At 70.2% G+C, this 21,427-nt stretch carries 18 protein-coding genes and 1 tRNA gene; 10 read left to right on the top strand and 9 right to left on the bottom strand.

Translation table 11 applies throughout. The annotated features are described in order from the left end of the window. Positions 1-57: 57 nt before the first annotated feature. Genes glgB through glgX form a run of 3 tightly spaced genes read right to left on the bottom strand, consistent with a single transcriptional unit; the run spans position 58 to position 6,406 of the window. Positions 58-2,208, bottom strand: coding sequence for a 1,4-alpha-glucan branching protein GlgB (gene glgB / locus BLT21_RS01855; RefSeq protein ID WP_091498330.1), 2,151 nt, complete (start codon positions 2,206-2,208; stop codon positions 58-60). After that, positions 2,205-4,289: an alpha-1,4-glucan--maltose-1-phosphate maltosyltransferase gene (locus BLT21_RS01850; RefSeq protein WP_091498326.1), complete on the bottom strand. Its 2,085-nt coding sequence runs from the start codon at positions 4,287-4,289 to the stop codon at positions 2,205-2,207. The genes glgB and BLT21_RS01850 overlap by 4 nt, the downstream gene beginning before the upstream one ends. 47 nt (positions 4,290-4,336) lie before the next feature. Further along, positions 4,337-6,406, bottom strand: a complete 2,070-nt coding sequence (glgX, locus tag BLT21_RS01845) for a glycogen debranching protein GlgX (protein ID WP_091498323.1) — start codon at positions 6,404-6,406, stop codon at positions 4,337-4,339. A gap of 44 nt (positions 6,407-6,450) precedes the next feature. Here glgX and BLT21_RS01840 point away from each other — a divergent pair, with 44 nt between their 5' ends. Then, on the top strand, positions 6,451-7,632 hold the full coding sequence (locus tag BLT21_RS01840; RefSeq protein ID WP_091498319.1) for a cysteine desulfurase family protein: 1,182 nt from the start codon (positions 6,451-6,453) through the stop codon (positions 7,630-7,632). 9 nt (positions 7,633-7,641) lie between these two features. Then, positions 7,642-8,739 (top strand): tRNA 2-thiouridine(34) synthase MnmA, encoded by a 1,098-nt coding sequence (gene mnmA, locus BLT21_RS01835; protein ID WP_091498316.1) that lies wholly within the window; start codon positions 7,642-7,644, stop codon positions 8,737-8,739. Here the strand turns inward: mnmA and BLT21_RS01830 are convergent. Then, positions 8,696-9,712: an epimerase gene (locus tag BLT21_RS01830; RefSeq protein ID WP_091500637.1), complete on the bottom strand. Its 1,017-nt coding sequence runs from the start codon at positions 9,710-9,712 to the stop codon at positions 8,696-8,698. The genes mnmA and BLT21_RS01830 overlap by 44 nt on opposite strands. A 25-nt stretch (positions 9,713-9,737) precedes the next feature. Here BLT21_RS01830 and BLT21_RS01825 point away from each other — a divergent pair, with 25 nt between their 5' ends. Together BLT21_RS01825 and ligA are read left to right on the top strand one after the other, a co-directional pair. Continuing rightward, positions 9,738-10,418 (top strand): DUF4166 domain-containing protein, encoded by a 681-nt coding sequence (locus tag BLT21_RS01825; RefSeq protein WP_091498312.1) that lies wholly within the window; start codon positions 9,738-9,740, stop codon positions 10,416-10,418. 9 nt (positions 10,419-10,427) lie between these two features. After that, positions 10,428-12,740 carry an NAD-dependent DNA ligase LigA gene (gene ligA, locus BLT21_RS01820; protein WP_091498308.1) on the top strand — a complete coding sequence of 771 codons (2,313 nt, stop codon included), beginning with the start codon at positions 10,428-10,430 and terminating at the stop codon, positions 12,738-12,740. Between the two features lie 17 nt (positions 12,741-12,757). Here the strand turns inward: ligA and BLT21_RS01815 are convergent, their stop codons facing one another. Further along, the gene (locus tag BLT21_RS01815; RefSeq protein WP_091498303.1) at positions 12,758-14,455 is read right to left on the bottom strand and encodes a long-chain-fatty-acid--CoA ligase; all 1,698 of its coding nucleotides are present in this window, start codon (positions 14,453-14,455) and stop codon (positions 12,758-12,760) included. 52 nt (positions 14,456-14,507) lie between these two features. Between BLT21_RS01815 and gatC the strand changes: the two genes are divergently transcribed. From gatC to BLT21_RS01785, 6 genes are all read left to right on the top strand, one after another. Then, positions 14,508-14,807, top strand: coding sequence for an Asp-tRNA(Asn)/Glu-tRNA(Gln) amidotransferase subunit GatC (gene gatC, locus BLT21_RS01810; RefSeq protein ID WP_091498299.1), 300 nt, complete (start codon positions 14,508-14,510; stop codon positions 14,805-14,807). Next, the gene (gatA, locus tag BLT21_RS01805) at positions 14,804-16,315 is read left to right on the top strand and encodes an Asp-tRNA(Asn)/Glu-tRNA(Gln) amidotransferase subunit GatA (protein ID WP_091498296.1); all 1,512 of its coding nucleotides are present in this window, start codon (positions 14,804-14,806) and stop codon (positions 16,313-16,315) included. The genes gatC and gatA overlap by 4 nt, the downstream gene beginning before the upstream one ends. After that, a complete protein-coding gene (gatB, locus tag BLT21_RS01800) occupies positions 16,315-17,832 on the top strand; it encodes an Asp-tRNA(Asn)/Glu-tRNA(Gln) amidotransferase subunit GatB (RefSeq protein ID WP_091498292.1) in 1,518 nt (505 codons plus the stop codon). Before gatA ends, gatB begins: the two co-directional genes overlap by 1 nt. Positions 17,833-17,989: 157 nt before the next feature. Beyond that, a complete protein-coding gene (gene dinB, locus BLT21_RS01795; RefSeq protein WP_091498288.1) occupies positions 17,990-19,249 on the top strand; it encodes a DNA polymerase IV in 1,260 nt (419 codons plus the stop codon). Positions 19,250-19,288: 39 nt separating this feature from the next. After that, a complete protein-coding gene (locus BLT21_RS01790; protein WP_091498285.1) occupies positions 19,289-19,609 on the top strand; it encodes a hypothetical protein in 321 nt (106 codons plus the stop codon). Continuing rightward, positions 19,584-20,162, top strand: a complete 579-nt coding sequence (locus BLT21_RS01785) for an AAA family ATPase (protein WP_091498283.1) — start codon at positions 19,584-19,586, stop codon at positions 20,160-20,162. Before BLT21_RS01790 ends, BLT21_RS01785 begins: the two co-directional genes overlap by 26 nt. A gap of 2 nt (positions 20,163-20,164) precedes the next feature. Here BLT21_RS01785 and BLT21_RS01780 read toward each other — a convergent pair whose 3' ends face one another. The 4 genes from BLT21_RS01780 to BLT21_RS01765 all read right to left on the bottom strand — a co-directional run bounded on the left by BLT21_RS01780 (position 20,165) and on the right by BLT21_RS01765 (position 21,392). Further along, positions 20,165-20,623 (bottom strand): DUF2017 family protein, encoded by a 459-nt coding sequence (locus tag BLT21_RS01780; RefSeq protein ID WP_256335880.1) that lies wholly within the window; start codon positions 20,621-20,623, stop codon positions 20,165-20,167. Between the two features lie 8 nt (positions 20,624-20,631). Then, entirely contained in the window at positions 20,632-20,949 is a 318-nt protein-coding gene (clpS, locus tag BLT21_RS01775) for an ATP-dependent Clp protease adapter ClpS (RefSeq protein ID WP_091498275.1), read from the bottom strand. Next, a complete protein-coding gene (locus BLT21_RS01770; protein ID WP_091498272.1) occupies positions 20,940-21,290 on the bottom strand; it encodes a metallopeptidase family protein in 351 nt (116 codons plus the stop codon). Before BLT21_RS01770 ends, clpS begins: the two co-directional genes overlap by 10 nt. 26 nt (positions 21,291-21,316) lie before the next feature. After that, positions 21,317-21,392, bottom strand: a tRNA-His gene (locus BLT21_RS01765). Between the last annotated feature and the right edge of the window lie 35 nt (positions 21,393-21,427).

Below are 21,427 nucleotides of genomic sequence, written 5' to 3'. Positions count from 1 at the left end.
GCGCTGCGGCGGGAATCGTGATTGCCCGGAGGTGTCGTCCGATCCCGCCGCGCCCGCCTAGGCCGTCTCGCCGGTGGTCGCGCCGTGGTGGAGCCAGAGCACACCGAGCGGCGGGACGACCAGGGTCGCTCGTCCGTCAGCGGCATGGACCGAGCCGAAGTTGCCCACCCCCGAACCGCCGTACGCCTCTGCGTCACTGTTCAGGACCTCGCGCCACGCTCCGTCGGCGGGGAGCTCGAGGGTGTAGTCGTGCAACGGGACGCCGGAGAAGTTGCAGATGACTGCGACGGTGTTGCCGTGGTTGTCGCGACGGGCGAACGCCATCACATTCGGGTTCCAGTCGGGGGCGCCGAGGCGGGAGAAGGCCGCGCCGTCGGAGTCACGCGACCACAGCGCCGACTGCTCGCGGTAGGCCCGGTTCATGTCGGCGACGAAGGCGTGCAGGCCACGATGTGCCGGCTGGTCGAGCATCCACCAATCGAGCTCACGCGCTTCGGACCACTCCGACATCTGGCCGAATTCCTGACCCATGAAGAGCAGCTGCTTGCCCGGGTGGCCCCACATGTACGCGAGGTACGCCCGCATGTTCGCGAGCTTCTGCCAGTGGTCGCCCGGCATCCGCGTGAAGAGACTGCCCTTGCCGTGCACGACCTCGTCATGGCTGATCGGCAGCACGAAGTTCTCTGTGAAGGCGTACACGAACGAGAACGAGAGCTCTCCCTCGTGGTGTCCGCGGTACATCGGGTCTCGCTCGATGTACCGGAGCGAGTCGTTCATCCAGCCCATGTTCCACTTGAAGCCGAAGCCCAGACCGCCGTGCTCGGTCGGCGCGGTGACGCCAGGGAAGCTGGTGGACTCCTCGGCGATCATGGCGATGCCCGGGTAGCGCTTGTAGGCGGTGGCGTTCACCTCCTGGAGGAATGCGATCGCCTCGAGATTCTCGCGTCCGCCGTGGATGTTGGGCTCCCACTGACCCTCGTCGCGTGAGTAGTCGAGGTAGAGCATCGATGCGACCGCGTCGACCCGGAGACCGTCGACGTGGAACTCCTCGAACCAGTACAGCGCGTTGGCGACGAGGAAGTTGCGCACCTCGTTGCGGCCGTAATCGAAGATGAGGGTGCCCCAGTCGCGGTGCTCGCCGCGCCGGGGGTCGGGGTGCTCGTAGAGCGGACGCCCGTCGAAGCCTGCCAGGGCGAAGGCGTCTTTGGGGAAGTGCCCGGGGACCCAGTCCATGATGACGCCGATATCGGCCTGGTGCAGACGGTCGATGAGGTATCGGAGATCGTCCGGCGATCCGAAGCGACTCGTCGGGGCGTAGTAGCCGGACACCTGATAGCCCCAGGAACCGCCGAAGGGGTGCTCCGCGAGCGGGAGGAACTCCACGTGGGTGAAGCCCTGCTCGCGCACGTAGTCGATCAGCTGATCGGCCGCTTCACGGTATCCGAGACCGGCGCGCCACGAGGCGAGATGCACCTCGTACACGGACATCGGCTGCGACACCGGGGTGGACGTGCCGCGTCGCTCCAGCCAGTCGTCGTCCTGCCAGGCGTAGTCGCTGTCGGCGACGATCGACGCGGTCGCCGGCGGTACTTCGGCGCGGCGGGCCATCGGGTCCGCCTTGTCGATCCAGGCGCCGTCGGGAGTCAGGATCTGGAACTTGTAGGCCGCCCCGGCCTGAAGGGCCGGAACGAACAGCTCCCACACCCCCGACTCACCCATCGACCGCAACGAGTGCCCCTGCCCGTCCCAGCCGTTGAAGTCGCCGATGACACGGACGGCCCGGGCGTTGGGCGCCCACACCGAGAACGACACCCCGGGTACCCCGGCGAGCAGGCGGACGTGCGCCCCGAGGACGCGCCACAACTCCTCATGACGGCCCTCGCGGATGAGGTGGAGGTCGAGTTCGCCGATCGTCGGCGGGTGCCGGTACGGGTCGTCCGAGACCCAGGCCGGAGCGTCGTCGTAGGTGGCGACGATGCGGTACGCCTCGGGGCTCTCGTCGAGGTCGGCCTGCCAGATGCCTCCGCGCAGGTGCCGGAACGAGGCTTCCGGCTGCGTCGCGAAGACCGCGGTGACGGCGCGGGCCAGCGGGCGGCGCACGCGGATGACCCACCCGTCGGATGTCTGATGAACCCCCAGTACGTCGTGGGGTGCGTGGTACGAGCCGGTGGCGACCGAGTCGAGGACGTGGTCAGCGGGGGCGTTCATCGGCGTTCCTTCACGTGCAGGATGTGCACCGGTTCGACGAAGGCGTCGAGGCGCACGTAGTTGTGGTCGTGCCAGGTCCAGGTCGCGCCGCTCAGGAGGTCCTCGACCTCGTACGCATCGCCGGGCGCGACATCCCAGACGGTCGTGTCGAGATGCACGGTCGTCTCGCGGGCCGAGTGCGGGTCGACGTTGACGACGACGAGGATCGTGTCGGCCCGCCCGTCCGCCGTGAGCGCAGCAGGGAGATGCTTCGAGAACACGAGGATCGAGTCGTCGTCGGACCAGTGGAAGTCGATGTTCCGCAGCTGGCGCAGCGCCGGATGCGCGCGGCGGATCTCGTTGAGCCGTGTGAGGAACGGGGCGAGCGACTCGCCTCGTTCCTCGGCCCCGGACCAGTCGCGGAACTTGTACTCGTACTTCTCGTTGTCGATGTTCTCCTCGGATCCGGGCCGTGCGACGTTCTCGACGAGTTCGTAACCGGCGTAGACGCCGTACGACGCTCCCGCGGTGGCGGCGATCGCGGAACGGACCTTGTACGCGGGCCGACCGCCGTACTGCAGGTACTCGGTGAGGATGTCGGGGGTGTTCACGAACAGGTTGGGGCGCATGAAGTCGGCGGTGTCGTGCGCGACCGAGCCCAGGAACTCCTCGAGCTCCTCCTTCGTGTTGCGCCACGTGAAGTAGGAGTAGCTCTGCTGGAAGCCCGCCATCGCGAGTCCCTGCATCGGTGCGGGGCGGGTGAACGCCTCGGCGAGGAACACGACGCCCGGCGTCTCGTCGGCCACCGTCGCGATCAGCCACTCCCAGAACTGCAACGGCTTGGTGTGCGGGTTGTCGACGCGGAAGATCCGCACGCCCTGGGCGATCCAGTGCCGGACGACGCGGAGCACCTCCGCTCGGATGCCGACGGGGTCGTTGTCGAAGTTGATCGGGTAGATGTCCTGGTACTTCTTGGGCGGGTTCTCCGCGTACGCGATCGAGCCGTCGGGCAGCGTCGTGAACCACTCGGGGTGCTCGGCCACCCAGGGGTGATCGGGAGCGGCCTGCAGGGCGAGGTCGAGCGCGACCTCGAGGCCGGCATCGGCCGCCGCCACGACGAAGCCGCGGAAGTCCTCGAGGGTGCCGAGGTCGGGGTGAACGGTGTCGTGACCGCCGTCGGCCGAGCCGATGGCCCAGGGCGAGCCGGGGTCGTTCGGGCCTGCTGTCAGCGTGTTGTTCGGGCCCTTGCGGTGCGCGTGACCGATCGGATGGATCGGCGGCAGGTACAGGACATCGAAGCCCATGGCCGACACACCCGCGAGCCTCTCGCGCGCCGTGATGAACGTGCCGCTCACGATGGTGCCGTCATCCTGACGCCGCGCACCCTCGGAGCGGGGGAAGAATTCGTACCAGGCGCCGACGCCGGCGCGCTCGCGTTCCACCAGGAGCTCGCGTTCCTCGCCGACGGTCACCAGGGACTGCAGCGGCCGGTCGGCGAAGATGCGGGCGATCTCGGAGTCACGGACGATCTCGAGCGCGTCGACCGCGTCGGCGGACGCATCCCGCAGCCGCGCGGCTGCCTTGTCGAGGGCCTTCCGCTCGGAGGCCGGACGACTCTTGTCCGTGGCCGCGCGCTGCAGCAGCAGCGCGCCCGACTCGCGCATCAGCTCGACGTCGACGCCGGCCGCGATCTTGATGGCCGCGGCGTGCTGCCATGTGCGGTAGTCGTCGCCGAATCCCTCGAATCGGAACCGCCACACGCCTTCGGCGAGCGGAGCCACGAGGACCGACCATCGATCGAATCCGTCGTTGAGCGGCGAGAGCCGGTGCAGCGACTCGTCCCCGGTCGGGGAGACCAGCCGAAGGTGCACGCCGATCAGGTCGTGGCCCTCGCGGAACGCGGTGACGCGGAAGGGGACCGCCTCGCCGACGAAGGCCGACGGACGGAAGCGGTCCTCCGGCACGGCCGGCGCGGGTCGCTGCAACGGGATGCGCCCCGTGGCGGTGTCGCCCGCCGAAGGAGCGGGCGCGGCGGGGCGGCCCGGGATCTCGGCGGTGCTGCGGAACGGGGCGGGTGCGGTCGTGCGCGTCGATGATGCCACGGCACGAACCTATCGCGGTGGGCGGGTTCGAAAAACGGGCTTGCGCCTCACTCCGCTCTAAGCAAATGGAGGGTCGGCCCCGAGAGCGCGATGCGGTCGCCGGGAGCGAAGAGGACCCGGGGGCCACCGGGTCGTTCCTCTTCGCTCGACCACAGCGATACGTAGGAGTCCACACCGTCGACGGCGGGGAGGACGACCTCCGCATCGTCCTCGCGGCCGTGGACGATCACGAGTACGCGGTTGAGGGGTTCGTGGGCTGGTGTCGAGGTGGCGAGGTACTGCAGCGTGCGCTGCTCCGGGTCGTTCCAGCGCGCGTCCGACATCCCCGTGCCGTTCGCGTCGAACCAGTGCATGATCGATGCCTCGGGAACGTCGTCGTCGATATCGGCGTACCGAACGGGGCGGAGCGCGGCGTTCTCGCCCCGCAGGCGGATGAGGGTCCGCATGTGCTCGAGCAGCTCGACCTGCCAGTCGGCGAGCTGCCAGTCGACCCAGGTGAGCGGGCCGTCGTGGCAGTAGGCGTTGTTGTTGCCGAGCTGGGTGCGGCCCAGCTCGTCGCCCGCCGTCAGCATCGGCACACCGGCGGAGAGCAGCAGCGTGCCCGCGAGGTTCCGGATGGAGCGACGGCGCGCCGCCAGGATCGGCTCGCGGTCGGTCTCGCCTTCGGCTCCGTGGTTGAACGAGCGATTCGTGTCCGCTCCGTCCCTGCCGTGCTCGCCGTTGGCCTCGTTGTGCTTGACGTCGTAGGAGACGAGGTCGCGCAGCGTGAAGCCGTCATGCGCCGTCACGAAGTTCACGCCCGCGAGCGGGCCGCGGTCAGCACCGAAAAGCGGTGCCGAGCCGGCCAGGTGGGTCGCGATGCCGCCGACACCCGCGGGGGAGGTTCCCGCTCGACGCAGGTAGTCGATGTCGCTCAGCCAGAAGTTGCGGACGCCGTCGCGGTAGCGATCGTTCCACTCCTGCCAGCCGTCGCCGAAGCCCCCGGTGTGCCAACCGCCCATCCCGATGTCCCAGGGTTCCGCGATGATCTTGTCGCCGCGCAGCACGGGGTCCTCGGCGATGGCGCGCAGCAGCGGGTGAGCGGGGTCGAACGCGTGGGCGGCGTTCCGCCCGAGGGTGACCGCGAGATCGAAGCGGAAGCCGTCGACCTGCATCTCGCGGCTCCAATAGCGCAGCGAGTCGAGGACGAGGCGCGCGACTCCCGGGTCGGAGGTGTCGACCGCGTTGCCGCATCCCGTCACGTCGATGTACGACCCGTCGTCCTGTTGGCGGTAGTAGGCGCGGTTGTCGATGCCGCGGAAGCTCGAGCGGGGGCCTCCCAGCTCGAGTTCGGCGGTGTGGTTGTACACGACGTCGAGGATCACCTCGAGGCCCGCGGCGTGGAGATCGCGGATCGCCGTCTTGAGCTCGTCCACGACGGCCCCGGCTCCGGCGCGTCGCGCATCTTGCGTCGCGTACGCCGCGTGCGGAGCGAAGAAGCCGAGCGTGTTGTACCCCCAGTAGTTCGCCAGCCCCAGCGCGAGGAGGCGCGGTTCGCTCTCGAACGCATGGATGGGCAGCAGTTCGACGCTCGTGACGCCGAGCGACACGAGGTGCTCGATCATCGCGGGGTGCCCGAGACCCGCGTACGTGCCGTGCAGGGCGGGCGGGATGTCGGGGTGCCGCTTCGTCAGCCCCTTCACGTGGGCCTCGTAGATCACCATCCGGTCCCGAGGGACCCGGGGCTTCGTCACCCCGCCCCAGTCGAAGGCGGAGTCCACGACGACGGACCGATGATCACCGGGTGCGCCCGAGACGACGCCCCGGGCGTAGGGATCGAGCAGCAGCGTCTGCGGGTTGAAGACGTTCCCTGCCGCGTGCGGCCCGTCGACGCGCAGGGCGTAGCGCACCCCCGGGCGCAGGGACGCGAGGCGGGCCTCCCAGATGCCATCTCCGACGGCCTCGAGAGGGCGTTCGTCGACGGCCCAGTCCAGGTCGTCCTCATCGAAGATCACGACGTCGATCGCGCTCGCGTGTTCCGACCAGACGCGGAGCGTGCCGCCGTCGCCGTGCAGCGTGACCCCGAGGTCGTCGAATCGCGGGTCGTGGAGTCCACCGGGGCTCGTGCTGTCGCGCATGCGATCTACAGTAATGAGCGACGGTGAGCGCTTCGGGAGGTGCGATGGTCGTCTACCTCGATCACGCTGCGACGACGCCGCTGCGGCCGGAGGCCCGTGATGCGTGGCTCGCCGCGCACGAGACCGTCGGCAACGCCTCATCCGTGCACGGTGCGGGACAGGCTGCGCGCCGGATGCTCGAGGACGCCCGCGACGGCGTCGCCCGCGCGCTCGGATGCGAGCCCATCGAGGTCGTCTTCACCTCCGGCGGCACGGAGGCCGTCAACCTCGCGGTCAAGGGCCTCTGGCTCGCCGGCGACGCCGCGGCCCCCGTCGTGCTTCCGGACGGGGAGCATCACGCAACGCTCGACGCCGTCGCCTGGCTGGCATCGCGGTGGGGGGCGACCGTGCGATCGGTGCCGCTCGACGCTCTCGGCCGTATCGACCCCGGCGCGTTCGCCGCGGCGCTGCCGGGTGCCGCGCTCGCCACGGCACTCGTCGCGAACAACGAGATCGGCACGCGGAACGACGCGGGCGAGCTCGCCCGGGCGGCGGCCGACGCCGGCACCCCGCTGCACTTCGACGCGGTCGCCGCGCTCGGGGCGGTCCCGCTCGACTTCTCCGGCTGGCGCGGCGCCGGATCGGCATCCGGCGGGCTCGTGGCGATGTCGGTCTCGGGGCACAAGGTCGGGGCTCCCATCGGCACGGGGGCCCTCGTGGTGTCGCGGCACGCGGAGCTCACCCCGCTCGCCCACGGCGGAGGACAACAGCGCGGACTTCGCGCCGGCACCCCCGATGTCGCCGGCGCCGCCGCCTTCGCGGCAGCTCTGGCCGCCGCCGAGACCGAGCGCCCGCGCGAAACCGCGAGACTGGAAGCGCTGCGGGCGCGGCTCATCGAGGGCATCCGCGCCGCCGTACCGTCGGCGGAGATCCTGGGGGACCTCCACGACCGGCTGCCGGGCAACGTCCACGTGCTGTTCCCCGGGACGATCGGCGAGACCCTCCTGTTCCTCTTCGACACGCAGGGCATCGCCGTCTCCACGGGCTCCGCGTGTCAAGCGGGGGTGGCAAAGCCCTCGCACGTCGTCCTCGCGCTGGGCCGCTCGACCGAGGACGCCCGGTCGGTGCTGCGTCTCACGCTCGGTCGCACGAGCACCGCCGCCGACGTCGACGCGTTCCTCGCCGCGCTCCCGGAGGCGCATCGTCGCGCCCGCGCGGCCCGAGCCGGTCACGCGGCCCGCCCGTAGACTGGGCATATGCGAGTACTGGCTGCGATGAGCGGTGGCGTCGACTCGGCGGTCGCCGCGGCGCGCGCCGTCGACGCCGGACACGAGGTGGTCGGAGTGCATCTCGCCCTGTCGCGTGCGGGCGGCACGCTCCGCGCCGGCAGTCGGGGATGCTGCACGATCGAGGACGCGATGGACGCCCGCCGTGCTGCCGACAGGCTCGGCATCCCGTTCTACGTCTGGGACTTCTCGGAGCGTTTCCGCGAAGATGTCATCGACGATTTCGTGGCGGAGTACCAGGCTGGGCGCACGCCGAACCCGTGCATGCGGTGCAACGAGAAGATCAAGTTCGCGGCGCTGCTCGAGCGGGCACTCGAACTCGGATTCGACGCCGTCTGCACCGGGCATTACGCGTTGCTCGTCGACGGACCGGACGGGCGTGAGCTGCACCGGGCATCGGATGCCGCGAAAGACCAGTCGTACGTGCTCGGGGTGCTGACGGCCGAGCAGCTCGCTCACACGTACTTCCCGCTGGGCACGACGCCGTCGAAGGCCGAGGTCCGTGCCGAAGCGGAGGAGCGCGGCCTGACCGTCGCGCAGAAGCCCGACAGTCATGACATCTGCTTCATCCCCGACGGCGACACCCGCGGCTGGCTCGCCGACAAGGTCGGCGCCGAGGCGGGTGAGATCGTCGATAGATCGGGTGCCGTCGTCGGCACGCACGCGGGCGCCCACGCATTCACCGTGGGTCAACGGCGAGGGCTGCAGCTCGGAGTCCCGGCGTCCGACGGCAAACCGCGCTTCGTCCTGGAGGTCCGTCCCGTCGACAACCGCGTCGTCGTGGGCCCGAAGGAGGCGTTGGCCACCGCGGAGATCGGCGGCGGACGCTTCACGTGGGCGGGCCGGAGCCCGCGCGAGCGGTCCTTCGTCTGCGAGGCGCAGATCCGCGCCCATGCCGATCCCGTGCCCGCTCGGGCGGAGCTGCGGGACGACGAGATCGTGATCGTGCCGGAGACTCCGTTCGACGGTGTCGCGCCCGGGCAGACCGCGGTCATCTACGACGGCACGCGCGTGATCGGTCAGTTCACGATCGACCGGACCGTCTCGGCCGTTCCGGCCCACGCCTGATCTCCGCCGAGGCGGCACGCAGGGCCGCGCCGAGGTCGGTGCGCCGGAACCGGTAGCCGGACTCCAGCAGGACTTCGGGAGCCGCCCAGCGGCTCTTCAGGACGAGCTCGGGCTCGGTGCGAAGCAGCCACATCGCCGGTTCGAGCATCCATCGCCACGCGGGGAGCCCGATCGGCATGCCCGTGACCGACCGCAGCTCCCGCATCAGGGTGCGGTTGTCGGAGGCGAGGGGGCTCGCGACGTTCACGATGCCGGCGATGTCCTCGTGGTCGCGCACGAATCGCAGGACTCCGACGACGTCGTCGAGGTGCACCCAGCTGAACCGCTGCCGTCCGCGCGTGCGGTGCCAGGCCGCTCGGTCGCCGGTGGGACGGTCGCCGATGCCCCGATAGCGACGATGAGGGATGAGCGGGCCGTCGATCTGCGGGCCGCCCAGCCCCCAGCGGGCGAGTCGCAGCAGCATCGCCATCGCCGGGCCCGGTCCGATGACGATCGCCATGCGCAGCGCGACCCGCCGTGTGCCCGGCAGTTCGTCGGCGAAGAACGCCTCCTCCCACGCCCGGGCGACGTCGACGGAGAACCCCGCGCCGAGGATCCCGCGCTGCTCCGTGTTCGCCCGGACCGTCTCGTGGCGGTAGATCGTCGCCGTCGAGGCGTTCACCCAGAGGCGTGGGGGTCGTGAGGCACGGGACACGGCTGCCGCCAATGCCCGCGTGGTCGCGACGCGCGACCGCAGGATCTCCCCGCGGTTGCGGTCGGTGTACCGGCAGTCCACGGACTTGCCCGCGAGATTGACCACCAGGTCGGCGCCGTCGACCGCGGCGTCGACGGCATCCGCATCGGTCCACGTGGTCGCCGCGTGGCGGCCGATCCGCACGACGGTGTAACCGTCGGCCTCGAGCGCCTCGACCACCGCAGAGCCGATGAAACCCGACGATCCGGCGACGACCGCCCGGGGGAGTGTTCCGTGCATGACCACAGCGTAGTAGTTTCTGAACATGTTCAGCAATGAGGATGCCGTGCCGAGGGGTCCGTCCGAGCGTTCGGTGTATCAGCAGGCCATCGGCGGTGGCTTCGCAGTCCTCCCGCCATCACTGCGGCGCTATTTCGGAGCGATCCCGCGCGGCTGTGAGGGCGTCGGGCGTGGGGTCTACGAGCACGCGGGCTACGTCGGACCCCGCTTTCTCCGGCCCCTCATGAGGCTCTTCGCCGGTCGTGGAGTGCTGTTCCCCGACGCAGCCACGAGTGTTCCCTTCACCGTCGTCAACACGCCCGAGTCGGACGGCTCGTTGAGCGCCTGTCGCGACTTCATGTTCCCGGGCGGTCGCCAGCGCATGGTCGATGCGATGACGGCCGGCCCGGACGGGCTGATCGTCGACCGCCTCGGACACCGCGGCGGACTCGAGGTGCGACTGCGGCCCCAGGTGCGCGCGGACGGACTCCGGCTCCGCTCGGTCGCCCTCGCCCTGCATGTCGGACCGATCCGCATCCCGCTTCCCTCGGTCGCGCGGGTCACCGTCGACGAGCGCGTCGACTCCGACGACCCCTCACGGCAAGAGGTCGACGTCCGCGTCCGGGTGCGCGGGCTGGGCGAGGTCTTCCGCTACCGGGGACGGTTCGTCTACCGCATCCGCTCGGTAGGCGGAAACCCCGTCGGCGGCGTCGTGCCCCCTGCCTAGACTGACGAGGTGGCAGACGGAGAACTCCCCGAGATCACCCTCGACGCGGCGCGTGACGAGTCGCGTCGGCTCGTCGAGCGCATCACCGCGGCCCGCGACGCGTACTACGGTCGCGATGCGGAGGTCGTCGACGACGCGACCTACGACGGCTGGATGCGCCGGCTCGACGAGCTCGAACGGCTCCATCCGGAGCTCCAGTCGCAGGACTCGCCGACGCAGACCGTCGGTGCCGCGGAGTCGACCCTTTTCGCGCCTGTCACTCACGCCGAGCGGATGCTCAGCCTCGACAACGTGTTCTCCCCGCAGGAGCTGACCGACTGGTGCGTCAAGGCGGCCGGGTCGGCCGGCCGAGGCGTGCGCTGGCTCTCCGAGCTCAAGATCGACGGACTCGCGATCAGCCTGCGCTACGAGAACGGCGTCCTGACCTCGGCGGCGACGCGGGGCGACGGTCGCGTCGGCGAGGACGTCACGGTCAACGCGCTCCGCGTGTCGGGCATCCCCCCGCGGCTCGACGGCTCCGGACACCCTCCTATCGTCGAGGTCCGCGGCGAGGTGTTCATCCCGGTCGCCGAGTTCGCCGCCCTCAACGCGCTGCAGGCCGAGATGCGGGATCGGGTCGTGGCTGACGCCCGCGCCCGAGCCCGAGGCTTCGACGAGGAACGCGCGCGCATCAGCGCCGAGCGCCGTTTTCCGGCCTTCGCGAATCCTCGGAACGCGGCGAGCGGGGGCCTGCGCCAGCAGCTCGACAAGAAGACCGGGCTCGAACTCGAGGCCGCCGAGGCGCGCGTCCGCTCGCTGCGGCTCTACGTCCACGGCATCGGAGCGTGGCAGAATCCGCCGGTCTCGTCGCAGAGCGAGGTCTACGACCTGCTGCACGAGTGGGGTCTGCCGATCAGCCCTCACTCCCAGACCCACGAGAGCGTCGACGGAGTCCTGGAGTACGTCGCGCATTACGGCGAGAACCGTCACAGCGTCGAGCACGAGATCGACGGGGTCGTCGTGAAGATCGACGAGCTGGTCCTCCACGACGAGCTCGGCGCGACCAGCCGTGCGCCGCGCTGGGCGATCGCCTACAAGTACCCGCCGGAGCAGGTCAACACGAAGCTTCTCGACATCGTCGTCTCAGTGGGACGCACCGGACGTGCCACTCCCTTCGCCGTGATGGCTCCGGCACGCGTGGCGGGGAGCGTGGTGCGTCAGGCCACCCTGCACAACCAGGACGTCGTGCGAGCCAAGGGCGTTCTCATCGGCGACACGGTGGTCCTCCGCAAGGCGGGTGACGTCATCCCCGAGGTGCTGGGGCCGGTCGTCGAACTGCGCGACGGCACCGAGCGGGCATTCGTCATGCCGACGAACTGCCCCGAGTGCGGGTCGACGCTGCGTCCCGCCAAGGAGGGCGACATCGATCTTCGCTGCCCCAACGCGCGCTCCTGTCCGGCACAGGTCCGGGGGCGCGTCGAGCACGTCGGATCCCGCGGCGCGCTCGACATCGAGGCCCTGGGCGAGGTGACGGCAGCAGCCCTCACACAGCCGCTCGGGGACGACTCGCCGCCGCTCGTGACCGAGGCCGCGCTCTTCGAGCTCACCCTCGATCGTCTCGTCCCGATCGAGGTCATCGTCCGCGACTCCGAGACCGGCGAGCCGCGCGTCGACGAGAGGTCGGGCGAGCCGGTGCGGCGCGCGCCGTTCCGCCGCAACCCGTCGGCCGCTGAGAAGAAGGAGGGGCTCACGGGGCCTCAGCCCTCGGCTCAGGCGACGAAGCTGCTCGAGGAGCTCGAGAAGGCCAAGACCAAGGAGCTGTGGCGGTTCCTGGTGGCGCTGAGCATCCGCCACGTGGGCCCCGTCGCCGCTCGCGCCCTCGCGCAGTGGTTCGGCTCGATCGCTGCCATCCGCGCTGCCTCCCGAGACGAGCTCGCGGCTGTCGAAGGGGTCGGAGGCATCATCGCCGACTCGCTGATCGACTGGTTCGAGGTCGACTGGCATCGCGAGATCGTCGAGCGCTGGGCGGCCGCGGGTGCCCGTCTGGAGGTACCCGGACACCCGGGGCCCGGTGCCGCTGTCGTCGAAGGGGGAGTGCTCGAGGGCATCACCGTCGTCGCGACGGGCTCGCTCGACGGCTACACGCGTGAGGGGGCGCAGGAGGCCATCCTCGCTGCGGGCGGCAAGGCGGGCTCGTCCGTCTCGAAGAAGACCGACTTCGTCGCGGCCGGCCCCGGAGCGGGATCGAAACTGGGCAAGGCCGAGCAGCTGGGCGTGCGCATCATCGACGCCGCGCAGTTCCGTCTCCTCGTCGAGCAGGGGCCGGCTGCTCTCGACGCCTGAACCGTCGAGAGGAGCGGTCAGCCGGCGAGCAGGCGGTCGCGCACCTGCAGCCGGAGCACCTTGCCGATCATCGACTTGGGGAGCTCGTCGACGACCACGATGCGTCGCGGCACCTTGTACGCGGTCAGGATGCCGCGACAGAAGGCTCGCACATCGTCCTCGTCTATCGTCGCCCCGGGCGCCGCGACGACGGCGGCGACGACGTCCTCGCCGGAGTGCTCGCTGGGGAGCCCCACCACCGCGGCATCCGCGATCTGCGGGTGCTGCCGCAACGCGATCTCGACCTCGGTCGGAGCGACGTTGAACCCGCCGGTGATGATGAGCTCTTTGATGCGATCGACGATCCGGACGAACCCCGCATCGTCGATCGTCACGATGTCGCCGGTGCGGAACCAGCCGTCGACGAAGACCTTCTCGGTCTCCTCGGGCTTGCCGTAGTAGCCACTGAAGACCTGCGGCCCCCGTACGAGCAGCTCACCGCGTCCACCCGGCTCGACATCGCGCGTCGGTTCGTCCGGGTCGACGACGCGGCACTCGGTGCCCGGGAGCGGCAGCCCGACGGTACCGGGCACGCGGTTCTCGGCCACCGGATTGGCCATCAGCACGGGGGAGCACTCCGAGAGACCGTACCCCTCGACGAGGTACCCGCCCGTCGACGCTTCGAACGGCACGACCAGCTCGTGCGGGAGGGCCATCGCGCCCGAGATCGCGACCTGGGTCCCGGCGAGCGAGATGCCGGCCGCGTCGGCGGCCGCCAGGAGCCGCTCGGCGATCGGGGGGACAAGGGGGAGGAGAGTCGCGGGGTGCCGCTTGTGGACGGCGAGAACGAGATCGGGATCGAACTTCGGGAAGAGGACCAGCCGCGCGCCCATCGACATCGCGAAGGTCAAACAGAGGGTGAGCCCGTAGGCGTGGAACATGGGCAGCACGGCGTAGACGACGCAGCCGGCGCCCCGATCGATCGTCGGCACCCATGCCTGAGCCTGCGCGGCGTTCGCGAGGAGATTGCGATGCGTCAGCGCGGCGCCCTTCGGTGTGCCCGTCGTGCCGCTCGTGTACTGGATGAGGGCGAGGTCGCCCGTGGTGGGGCCGACATGGGTCGGCGGGAGCGGCGCGTGCCGTTCGGCCTCGGACCAGGTGCCGTGCACCCGATGCCGCGGGATCGGTGCGGTGAGAGCGTCGCGCGAGGCGCGGGCCTTCGCGACCGGCAGACGCAGCGCCGCGCGCATGTGCAACGGCATCGCCGTCGTGATGTCGACGCCGATGACCGCGCTCAGGGCGAGATCGTCCGGGAAGTCGAGGAGCACGGGGACGAGCTTGCTCCAGACGATCGCGACCTTCGCGCCGTGGTCCTCGAACTGCTTGCGCATCTCGCGCGGCGTGTAGAGCGGGTTGTGCTCGATGACCACGGCCCCGAGTCGCAGCACGGCGTAGAACGCGACGATGTGCTGCGGGCAGTTCGGCAGCACGATCGCGACCCGGTCACCGCGCCGGACACCGGCGTCGCGCAAATAGGCGGCCGCCCGATCGATGCGCTCCTGCATCTGCCGGTACGACATCGTGCGCCCGAAGAATTCGAGGGCGGGGGCGTCGGGATGCTCACGCGCCGATCTCGCGACGATGTCGACGAGCGACCCCTCGATGGGTGGGAGATCCTCCGGCACCCCGTCGGCGTAGCTGGCGATCCAGGGGCGTGGCGGGTCGTAGGTCGTCACGCTGACACCCTACGGGTCTCAGCGTCGATCCGGCCCCAACTAGAATCGACGGGTGTCTGAAATCACCCCCGATCTCGTGCGCCATCTCGGCGTGCTCGCCCGGATCCAGCTGAGCGACGAGGAGGTCGAGCGTCTCACGGGACAGCTCGACGCCATCGTCGACAACATCGCCAAGGTATCGGAGGTGGCAACGCCCGACGTGCCGGCGACGAGCCACCCGGTCGCCCTCGAGAACGTCTTCCGCGAGGACGTCCCGGGCGAGATGCTCACGCTCGACCAGGTGCTCCAGAACGCACCCGAACGCGCCGACGACCGCTTCCGCGTCACCGCGATCCTGGGGGAGGAACAGTGAGCGACCTCATCCGACTCAGCGCAGCGGAACTCGCCGCGCGCCTGGCCGACCGCAGCGTCAGCAGCGTCGAGGCGACGCAGGCGCACCTCGACCGCATCTCCGCCGTCGACGCCGACGTGCACGCGTTCCTGCACGTCTCCGACCACGCGCTCGAGGTGGCCGCGGCCATCGACGAGCGCCGTGCCGGCGGCGAGCAGCTCGGCGAGCTCGCGGGCGTGCCGCTCGCGATCAAGGACGTCCTCGTGACGACCGACATGCCCTCCACGAGCGGGTCGAAGATCCTCGAGGGATTCATGTCACCCTACGACGCCACCGTGGTGGCGCGCGCCCGCGCGGCAGGACTCGTCCCCCTGGGCAAGACGAACATGGACGAGTTCGCGATGGGGTCGTCCACCGAGCACTCGGCCTACGGTCCGACGCGCAATCCGTGGGACCTCGATCGGATCCCCGGCGGCTCCGGGGGTGGATCGGCAGCCGCTGTGGCCGCTTTCGAGGCGCCGCTCGCGCTCGGATCCGACACCGGCGGCTCGATCCGCCAGCCCGCGCACGTGACCGGCACGGTCGGTGTGAAGCCGACCTACGGCGGCGTGAGCCGGTACGGGTCGATCGCGCTCGCCTCGAGCCTCGACCAGGTCGGCCCCGTGTCGCGCACCGTGCTCGATTCCGCTCTGCTCCACGACGTCATCGGCGGCCATGACCCGCACGATTCCACCTCGCTCGCCGAGCAGTGGCCGTCGTTCGCCGCCGCCGCTCGCGACGGCGCACGCGGCGACGTGCTGCGCGGCCTCAAGGTGGGCGTCATCCGCGAGCTCGCGGACGCGGGATTCCAGCCCGGCGTGACCGCCTCGTTCCGCGCCTCGCTGGCTGCGATGGAGGCGCAGGGCGCCGAGATCGTCGACATCAGCGCGCCGCACTTCGAATACGGCGTCGCGGCCTACTACCTCATCCTGCCGGCCGAGGCCTCGAGCAACCTGGCGAAGTTCGACTCGGTCCGATTCGGCTTGCGCGTCGACGTGCCCGGGGGCACGGTCGAGGATGTCATGTCGGTCACCCGGGATGCCGGGTTCGGCGATGAGGTGAAGCGCCGCATCATCCTGGGCACCTACGCGCTGTCCGCGGGCTACTACGACGCGTATTACGGCAGCGCGCAGAAGGTGCGCACCCTCATCCAGCGCGACTTCGACGATGCCTTCGCGCAGGTCGACGTGATCGCGACGCCATCCGCTCCGACGACGGCGTTCCGCCTCGGTGAGCAGATCGACGACCCGCTGCAGATGTACCTCAACGACGTCACGACGATCCCCGTCAACCTGGCGGGTGTGCCCGGGATCTCTATCCCGTCCGGGCTGTCGGACGACGACGGTCTTCCCGTGGGCATCCAGTTCATCGCGCCCGCCCGTCAGGACGCGCAGCTCTACCGCGTGGGCGCCGCACTCGAGACGCTGCTCGTCGACTCGTGGGGCGGCCCGCTCCTCGACCGCGCACCGATCCTGGGAGGGGCACGCTGATGGCTGCCAAGGTCGCACTGATGGACTTCGACGAGGCGCTCGAGCTGTTCGAGCCGGTCCTCGGCTTCGAGGTGCACGTCGAGCTGAACACGCGGACCAAGATGTTCTCGCCCGCGGCGAACCCGGCACACCCCGACAACCACGACGCCGCCCCGAACACCCTGGTCGCACCGGTGGACATGGGCCTGCCGGGAGCGCTTCCGGTCGTCAACGCCACCGCGATCCGCTCGTCGATCAGCCTCGGGCTGGCACTCGGCTGCTCGATCGCCCCGTCGAGCCGCTTCGCGCGGAAGAACTACTTCTACCCCGACCTCGGCAAGAACTACCAGATCTCGCAGTTCGACGAGCCCATCGCGTTCGAGGGGGTGGTCGAGGTCGAACTCTCCGACGGCACGACCGTGTCCGTCGACATCGAACGGGCGCACATGGAGGAGGACGCCGGCAAGCTCACTCACATGGGTGGCGCCGCGGGCCGCATCCAGGGTGCCGAGTTCTCGCTCGTGGACTACAACCGTGCCGGTGTGCCGCTCGTCGAGATCGTGACGAAGCCGATCTTCGGCGCCGAGCACCGGGCTCCGGAGATCGCCAAGGCGTACGTCCGGACCATCCGCGACATCGTGATGGCGCTGGGCATCTCCGAGGCGCGGCTCGAGCGGGGCAACCTGCGATGCGACGCCAACGTCTCGCTGCGTCCGCGCGGTCAGGAGAAGCTCGGCACGCGCACCGAGACGAAGAACGTCAACTCGATGCGGTCGGTCGAGCGCGCTGTGCGGTACGAGATCCAGCGTCAGGCGGCGATCCTCGCCGCGGGCGGAACGATCACGCAGGAGACGCGTCACTGGCACGAGGACACCGGCACGACGTCGCCGGGGCGTCCGAAGTCGGACGCGGACGACTACCGCTACTTCCCCGAGCCGGATCTGCTCCCGGTGGCCCCGTCGCTCGAGCTGATCGGGGAGCTGCGCGCTGCGCTTCCCGAACCGCCGGCTGCCCGGCGTCGTCGTCTGCAGGGTGAATGGGGCTTCACGGATCTCGAGTTCCAGGACGTCGTCAACGGCGGTCTGCTCGCCGAGGTCGACGCGACCGTCGCGGCGGGTGCATCACCTGCTTCCGCACGCAAATGGTGGACCGGTGAGATCAGCCGAGTGGCGAACGCCCGCGGTGCCGAGCCGCAGGACCTCGTTGCGCCCGCGGACGTCGCGGCGCTGCAGCAGCTCGTCGACGCCGGCACCCTGACGGACAAGCTGGCTCGTCAGGTTCTCGAGGGCATGATCGACGGCGAGGGCTCGCCGCAGGAGATCGTCGATGCGCGCGGCCTCGCGGTCGTCTCCGACGACGGTGCCCTGATCGCGGCGATCGACGAGGCCCTCGCCGCGCAGCCCGACGTCCTCGCCAAGATCCGCGATGGCAAGGTCCAGGCCGCCGGCGCGGTGATCGGCGCGGTCATGAAGGCCATGCGCGGTCAGGCCGACGCCGCCCGCGTGCGCGAGCTCGTCCTCGAGCGCGCCGCCCAGTAGCCCCCACCCCGCCCCACCTCGCCCTGATCCGCGAGACCACACTTCCGCCCCGAGACCCTGGCTCCGCCCCAGCGTCTCGGGGCGGAACTGTCGTCTCGCGGTTCGGGGCGGGGCGGGTGGAGGAGCGGATGTCGTGGGGGCGGAGGACAATGGGGGTATGGGACGCGGCGACGGCACGGGGCGAATCGTGTCGCCGCCCGACGCGGACGACGCCGGCACGCGGATCCTCCACGTCGATATGGACGCGTTCTACGCGGCCGTCGCCGTGCTCGACGACCCGTCGTTGGCCGGCAAGCCCATCATTGTGGGAGGTGTGGAGCGTCGCGGGGTCGTCTCGAGCGCGTCGTACGAGGCCCGTCGCTTCGGGGTGCGGTCGGCGATGCCCGTCGCGCGCGCCCTGCAGCTGTGCCCGCAGGCGATCGTCGTGCCGACCACGTTCGAGCGCTACACCGAGATCTCCCGGCGGGTGATGGAGATCTTCCGCTCGATCACGCCACTCGTCGAACCGCTGTCGATCGACGAGGCGTTCCTCGACGTCGGCGGTGCGCGACGGCTCTGGGGGAGCCCGCGCGAGATCGCGCAGCTCATCCGCGAACGCGTACGGGCCGAGACCGGCCTCACCTGCAGCGTCGGTGTCGCCGCGACCAAGCACGTCGCGAAGATGGCGTCCACGATCTCGAAGCCCGACGGGCTCCTCGTCGTCGCCGAGGATCAGACGCTCCGCTTCCTCGGATCCCGACCCGTCGGGGCCATGTGGGGTGTCGGGCCCAAGGCCGTCGAGGCACTGCTGACGCGCGGCATCCGCACCGTGGCCGATGTCTGGGACACGCCGCGTTCCGTGCTCGATCGCGCCCTCGGTCCTGCCATGGGAGAGCGAGTGTGGCATCTGTCGCGCGGGCACGACACGCGCCAGGTGCAGACCGAACGCGCCGAGAAGAGCATCTCGCACGAGGAGACGTTCTCGCAGGATGTGCACGACGTCACGGTGCTCCGCTCCGAGCTGCGGCGGCTGGCCGATCGGGTCGGGGCGCGGTTGCGGGCCGGAGGGTGGGAGGCTGCCACGGTCTCCATCAAGGTGCGATTGAGCGACTTCTCCACCTATTCGCGTTCGCAGACGCTGCCCCTGGCAACCAACGTCGGGCAGCGCATCGGCTCCGCAGCGATCGAGCTGCTGTCGTCGGTCGACCTGTCGCAGCCCGTGCGGCTGATCGGCGTCCGAGCCGAGAAGCTTCGACCCGATGGCACCGGCGGTCTCACCCTCTGGGATGACGACGAGGAGTGGCGTCGTGTCGACGATGCGCTCGATGGTGCGCGGGCGCGATTCGGACGGGGAGCGGTCACGCGTGCGAGTGTCCTCGGGCCGCGGCGGGATGTCGGCGCGATGCCCACGAATCCCCGACCGGATCACGAGCACTGACGCCTGTACCGCTGCCCTGCGGGAAGGTACGGTAAGACCATGCCCAACCTCGCACTCGAACTCGGCAAGCAGACCGCGAACATCGGCGTCGGCAGCGTCTACGGCGAACAGCAGGACGTCGGGGGCATCACGCTCATCCCGGTCGCGCTGACGTGGACCGGATTCGGCGGCGGTGAGGACTCGGACGGCAACTCCGGCGGCGGCGGGGGAGGATACGCGATCCCCGTGGGCGCCTACGTCCGCACGGGCGACGACCTGCGTTTCGAGCCGAACCTCGTCTCGCTGGTGGCTGTCGGCATTCCCTTCGTCTGGGTCGTGGGTCGCGCCCTCAGCCGTGTCATCCGAGCCCTCAAGAAGTAGGGAACGGGAGCAGGTCCCGCTCGCAGAAGCCGTCGCCCTCGTCCTCGACGCGGCCTCCGACGGAGACCTGATCATCGTGGATGGCCGGAGCGGCGCGGGCAAATCGACGCTGGCCCGTGAGCTCGCCCGACGGTGGCCTCACGCGGGACACGCGCACGTGATCGCCCTCGATGACCTCTATCCCGGGTGGGATGGACTCGCCGCCGGCGCGATGTACGCGGTTGCTCGGGTGCTGACGCCCCATGCGGCCGGCAGACCCGCCCGCTGGCAGCGCTGGGACTGGGCGACGGACCGCTACGACGGCGACTGCGAGCTCGACGCGGGCAGCGGCATCGTGCTCGAGGGCAGCGGCGCGCTCACGCCGGAGGCAGCAGGGTTCGCCGCCGTCCGGGTCTGGCTCGATGCCCCGGCAGACGTCCGTCGTGAGCGCGCCCTCGCGCGGGACGGCGATGGCTACCGCCCGCACTGGGAGCGATGGGCGGCCCAGGAGGAGCAGCACATCCGCCGCAACGACCCCCAGCGGCTCGCGACGCACCTCCTCGAGCTGGCCTGACGTCAGGCGTCGAGAGCCTGCAGCAGCATCTCCTGACGGTACCCGAGCCACTCGTACACGTCGAAGCGCGGGTCGCCGACCGGCATGATGCTCTCATCGGTGATGCCGATGCGCTCGGCGAGCACGAGCCGCAGGCCCGCGAGCGTCCGGAGCCAGGCGAGCTGGTGCGCCTCGTCGAGGTTCATGGTGCGCACCGTGGCCCTCGCGGCAGCATCTTCCGCGTCGTCTGCGCTGAGCATCGCGAGGACGAGCTCGGCATCCCGCGCGCGCGTCGTCGACACATCCGCTGCGGTGAGATCGCGGAACTCCGCCGAGGCTTCGGGCGCGTCCGGATATGCATCAGGGGAGAGACGCCGGGCGGCGGGGTCGTGCGGATCCGTCGGCGCCGTGACGAATGCGAGGTACTGCTCGACGAGCTCGCGCAGGTAGTCGACCTCGCCGACGGGCAGTGCGAACGGCACGCTGCGCGTCATTCGCCCGACCGCCGCACCGTCGCCCAGAGCCCGTACTCGTGCAGGGCCCGCGCGTGCGCCTCCATCGCCTCGCGAGGGCCCTCCGCGACGATCGCGTGGCCGTCGTGATGGACGCCCAGCATGAGCTGCGTGGCGCGTTCGCGCGAATACCCGAAGTAGGTGCGGAAGACGTGGACGACGTACGACATGAGGTTCACGGGGTCGTTCCACACGACGGTCTGCCACGGCTCGATGCGCGCTGCGCGCAGATCGATGTCGGGATCGAGATCGAGGTCGGTGCCGACATCGGGGAGAGCCGTGCTCATCACGCCCATCCGAGCTCGTGGAGGCGTGTGTCGTCGATTCCGTAGAAATGAGCGATCTCGTGGACGAGCGTCGTGTGGATCTCGTCGCGCAGGGCGTCGACGTCCTCGCACGCATGCAGGTGCGGCTCGCGGTACACGACGATGCGGTCGGGCAGCTCTCCTTGGCCGTACCGATCGCGCTCGGTGAGAGCGAGACCGTCGTACAGCCCGAGGAGGTCGAGGCTGCCGTCCTCGGGTCGGTCTTCGACGACGAAGATCACATTGTCGAGCCCGTCGACCATGTCGTCGGGCAACCGATCGAGCTCGTCGGTCACGAGGAGCTCGAACTCCGTGACGTCCATCTCGATCATGCGCACTCCCGAAGCGGGATGTTCTCTGGGGTGGCTAACGGGACTTGAACCCGCGACCCCCGCGACCACAACGCGGTGCTCTACCAACTGAGCTATAGCCACCATGTCTCCCGGTGAAACCGGGCAACCAGACGATT

It is taken from the genome of Microbacterium sp. cf332 (genome assembly GCF_900102175.1).
Taxonomy (GTDB): Bacteria; Actinomycetota; Actinomycetes; order Actinomycetales; family Microbacteriaceae; genus Microbacterium.
This window is presented reverse-complemented; position numbering and strand designations above follow the sequence as displayed.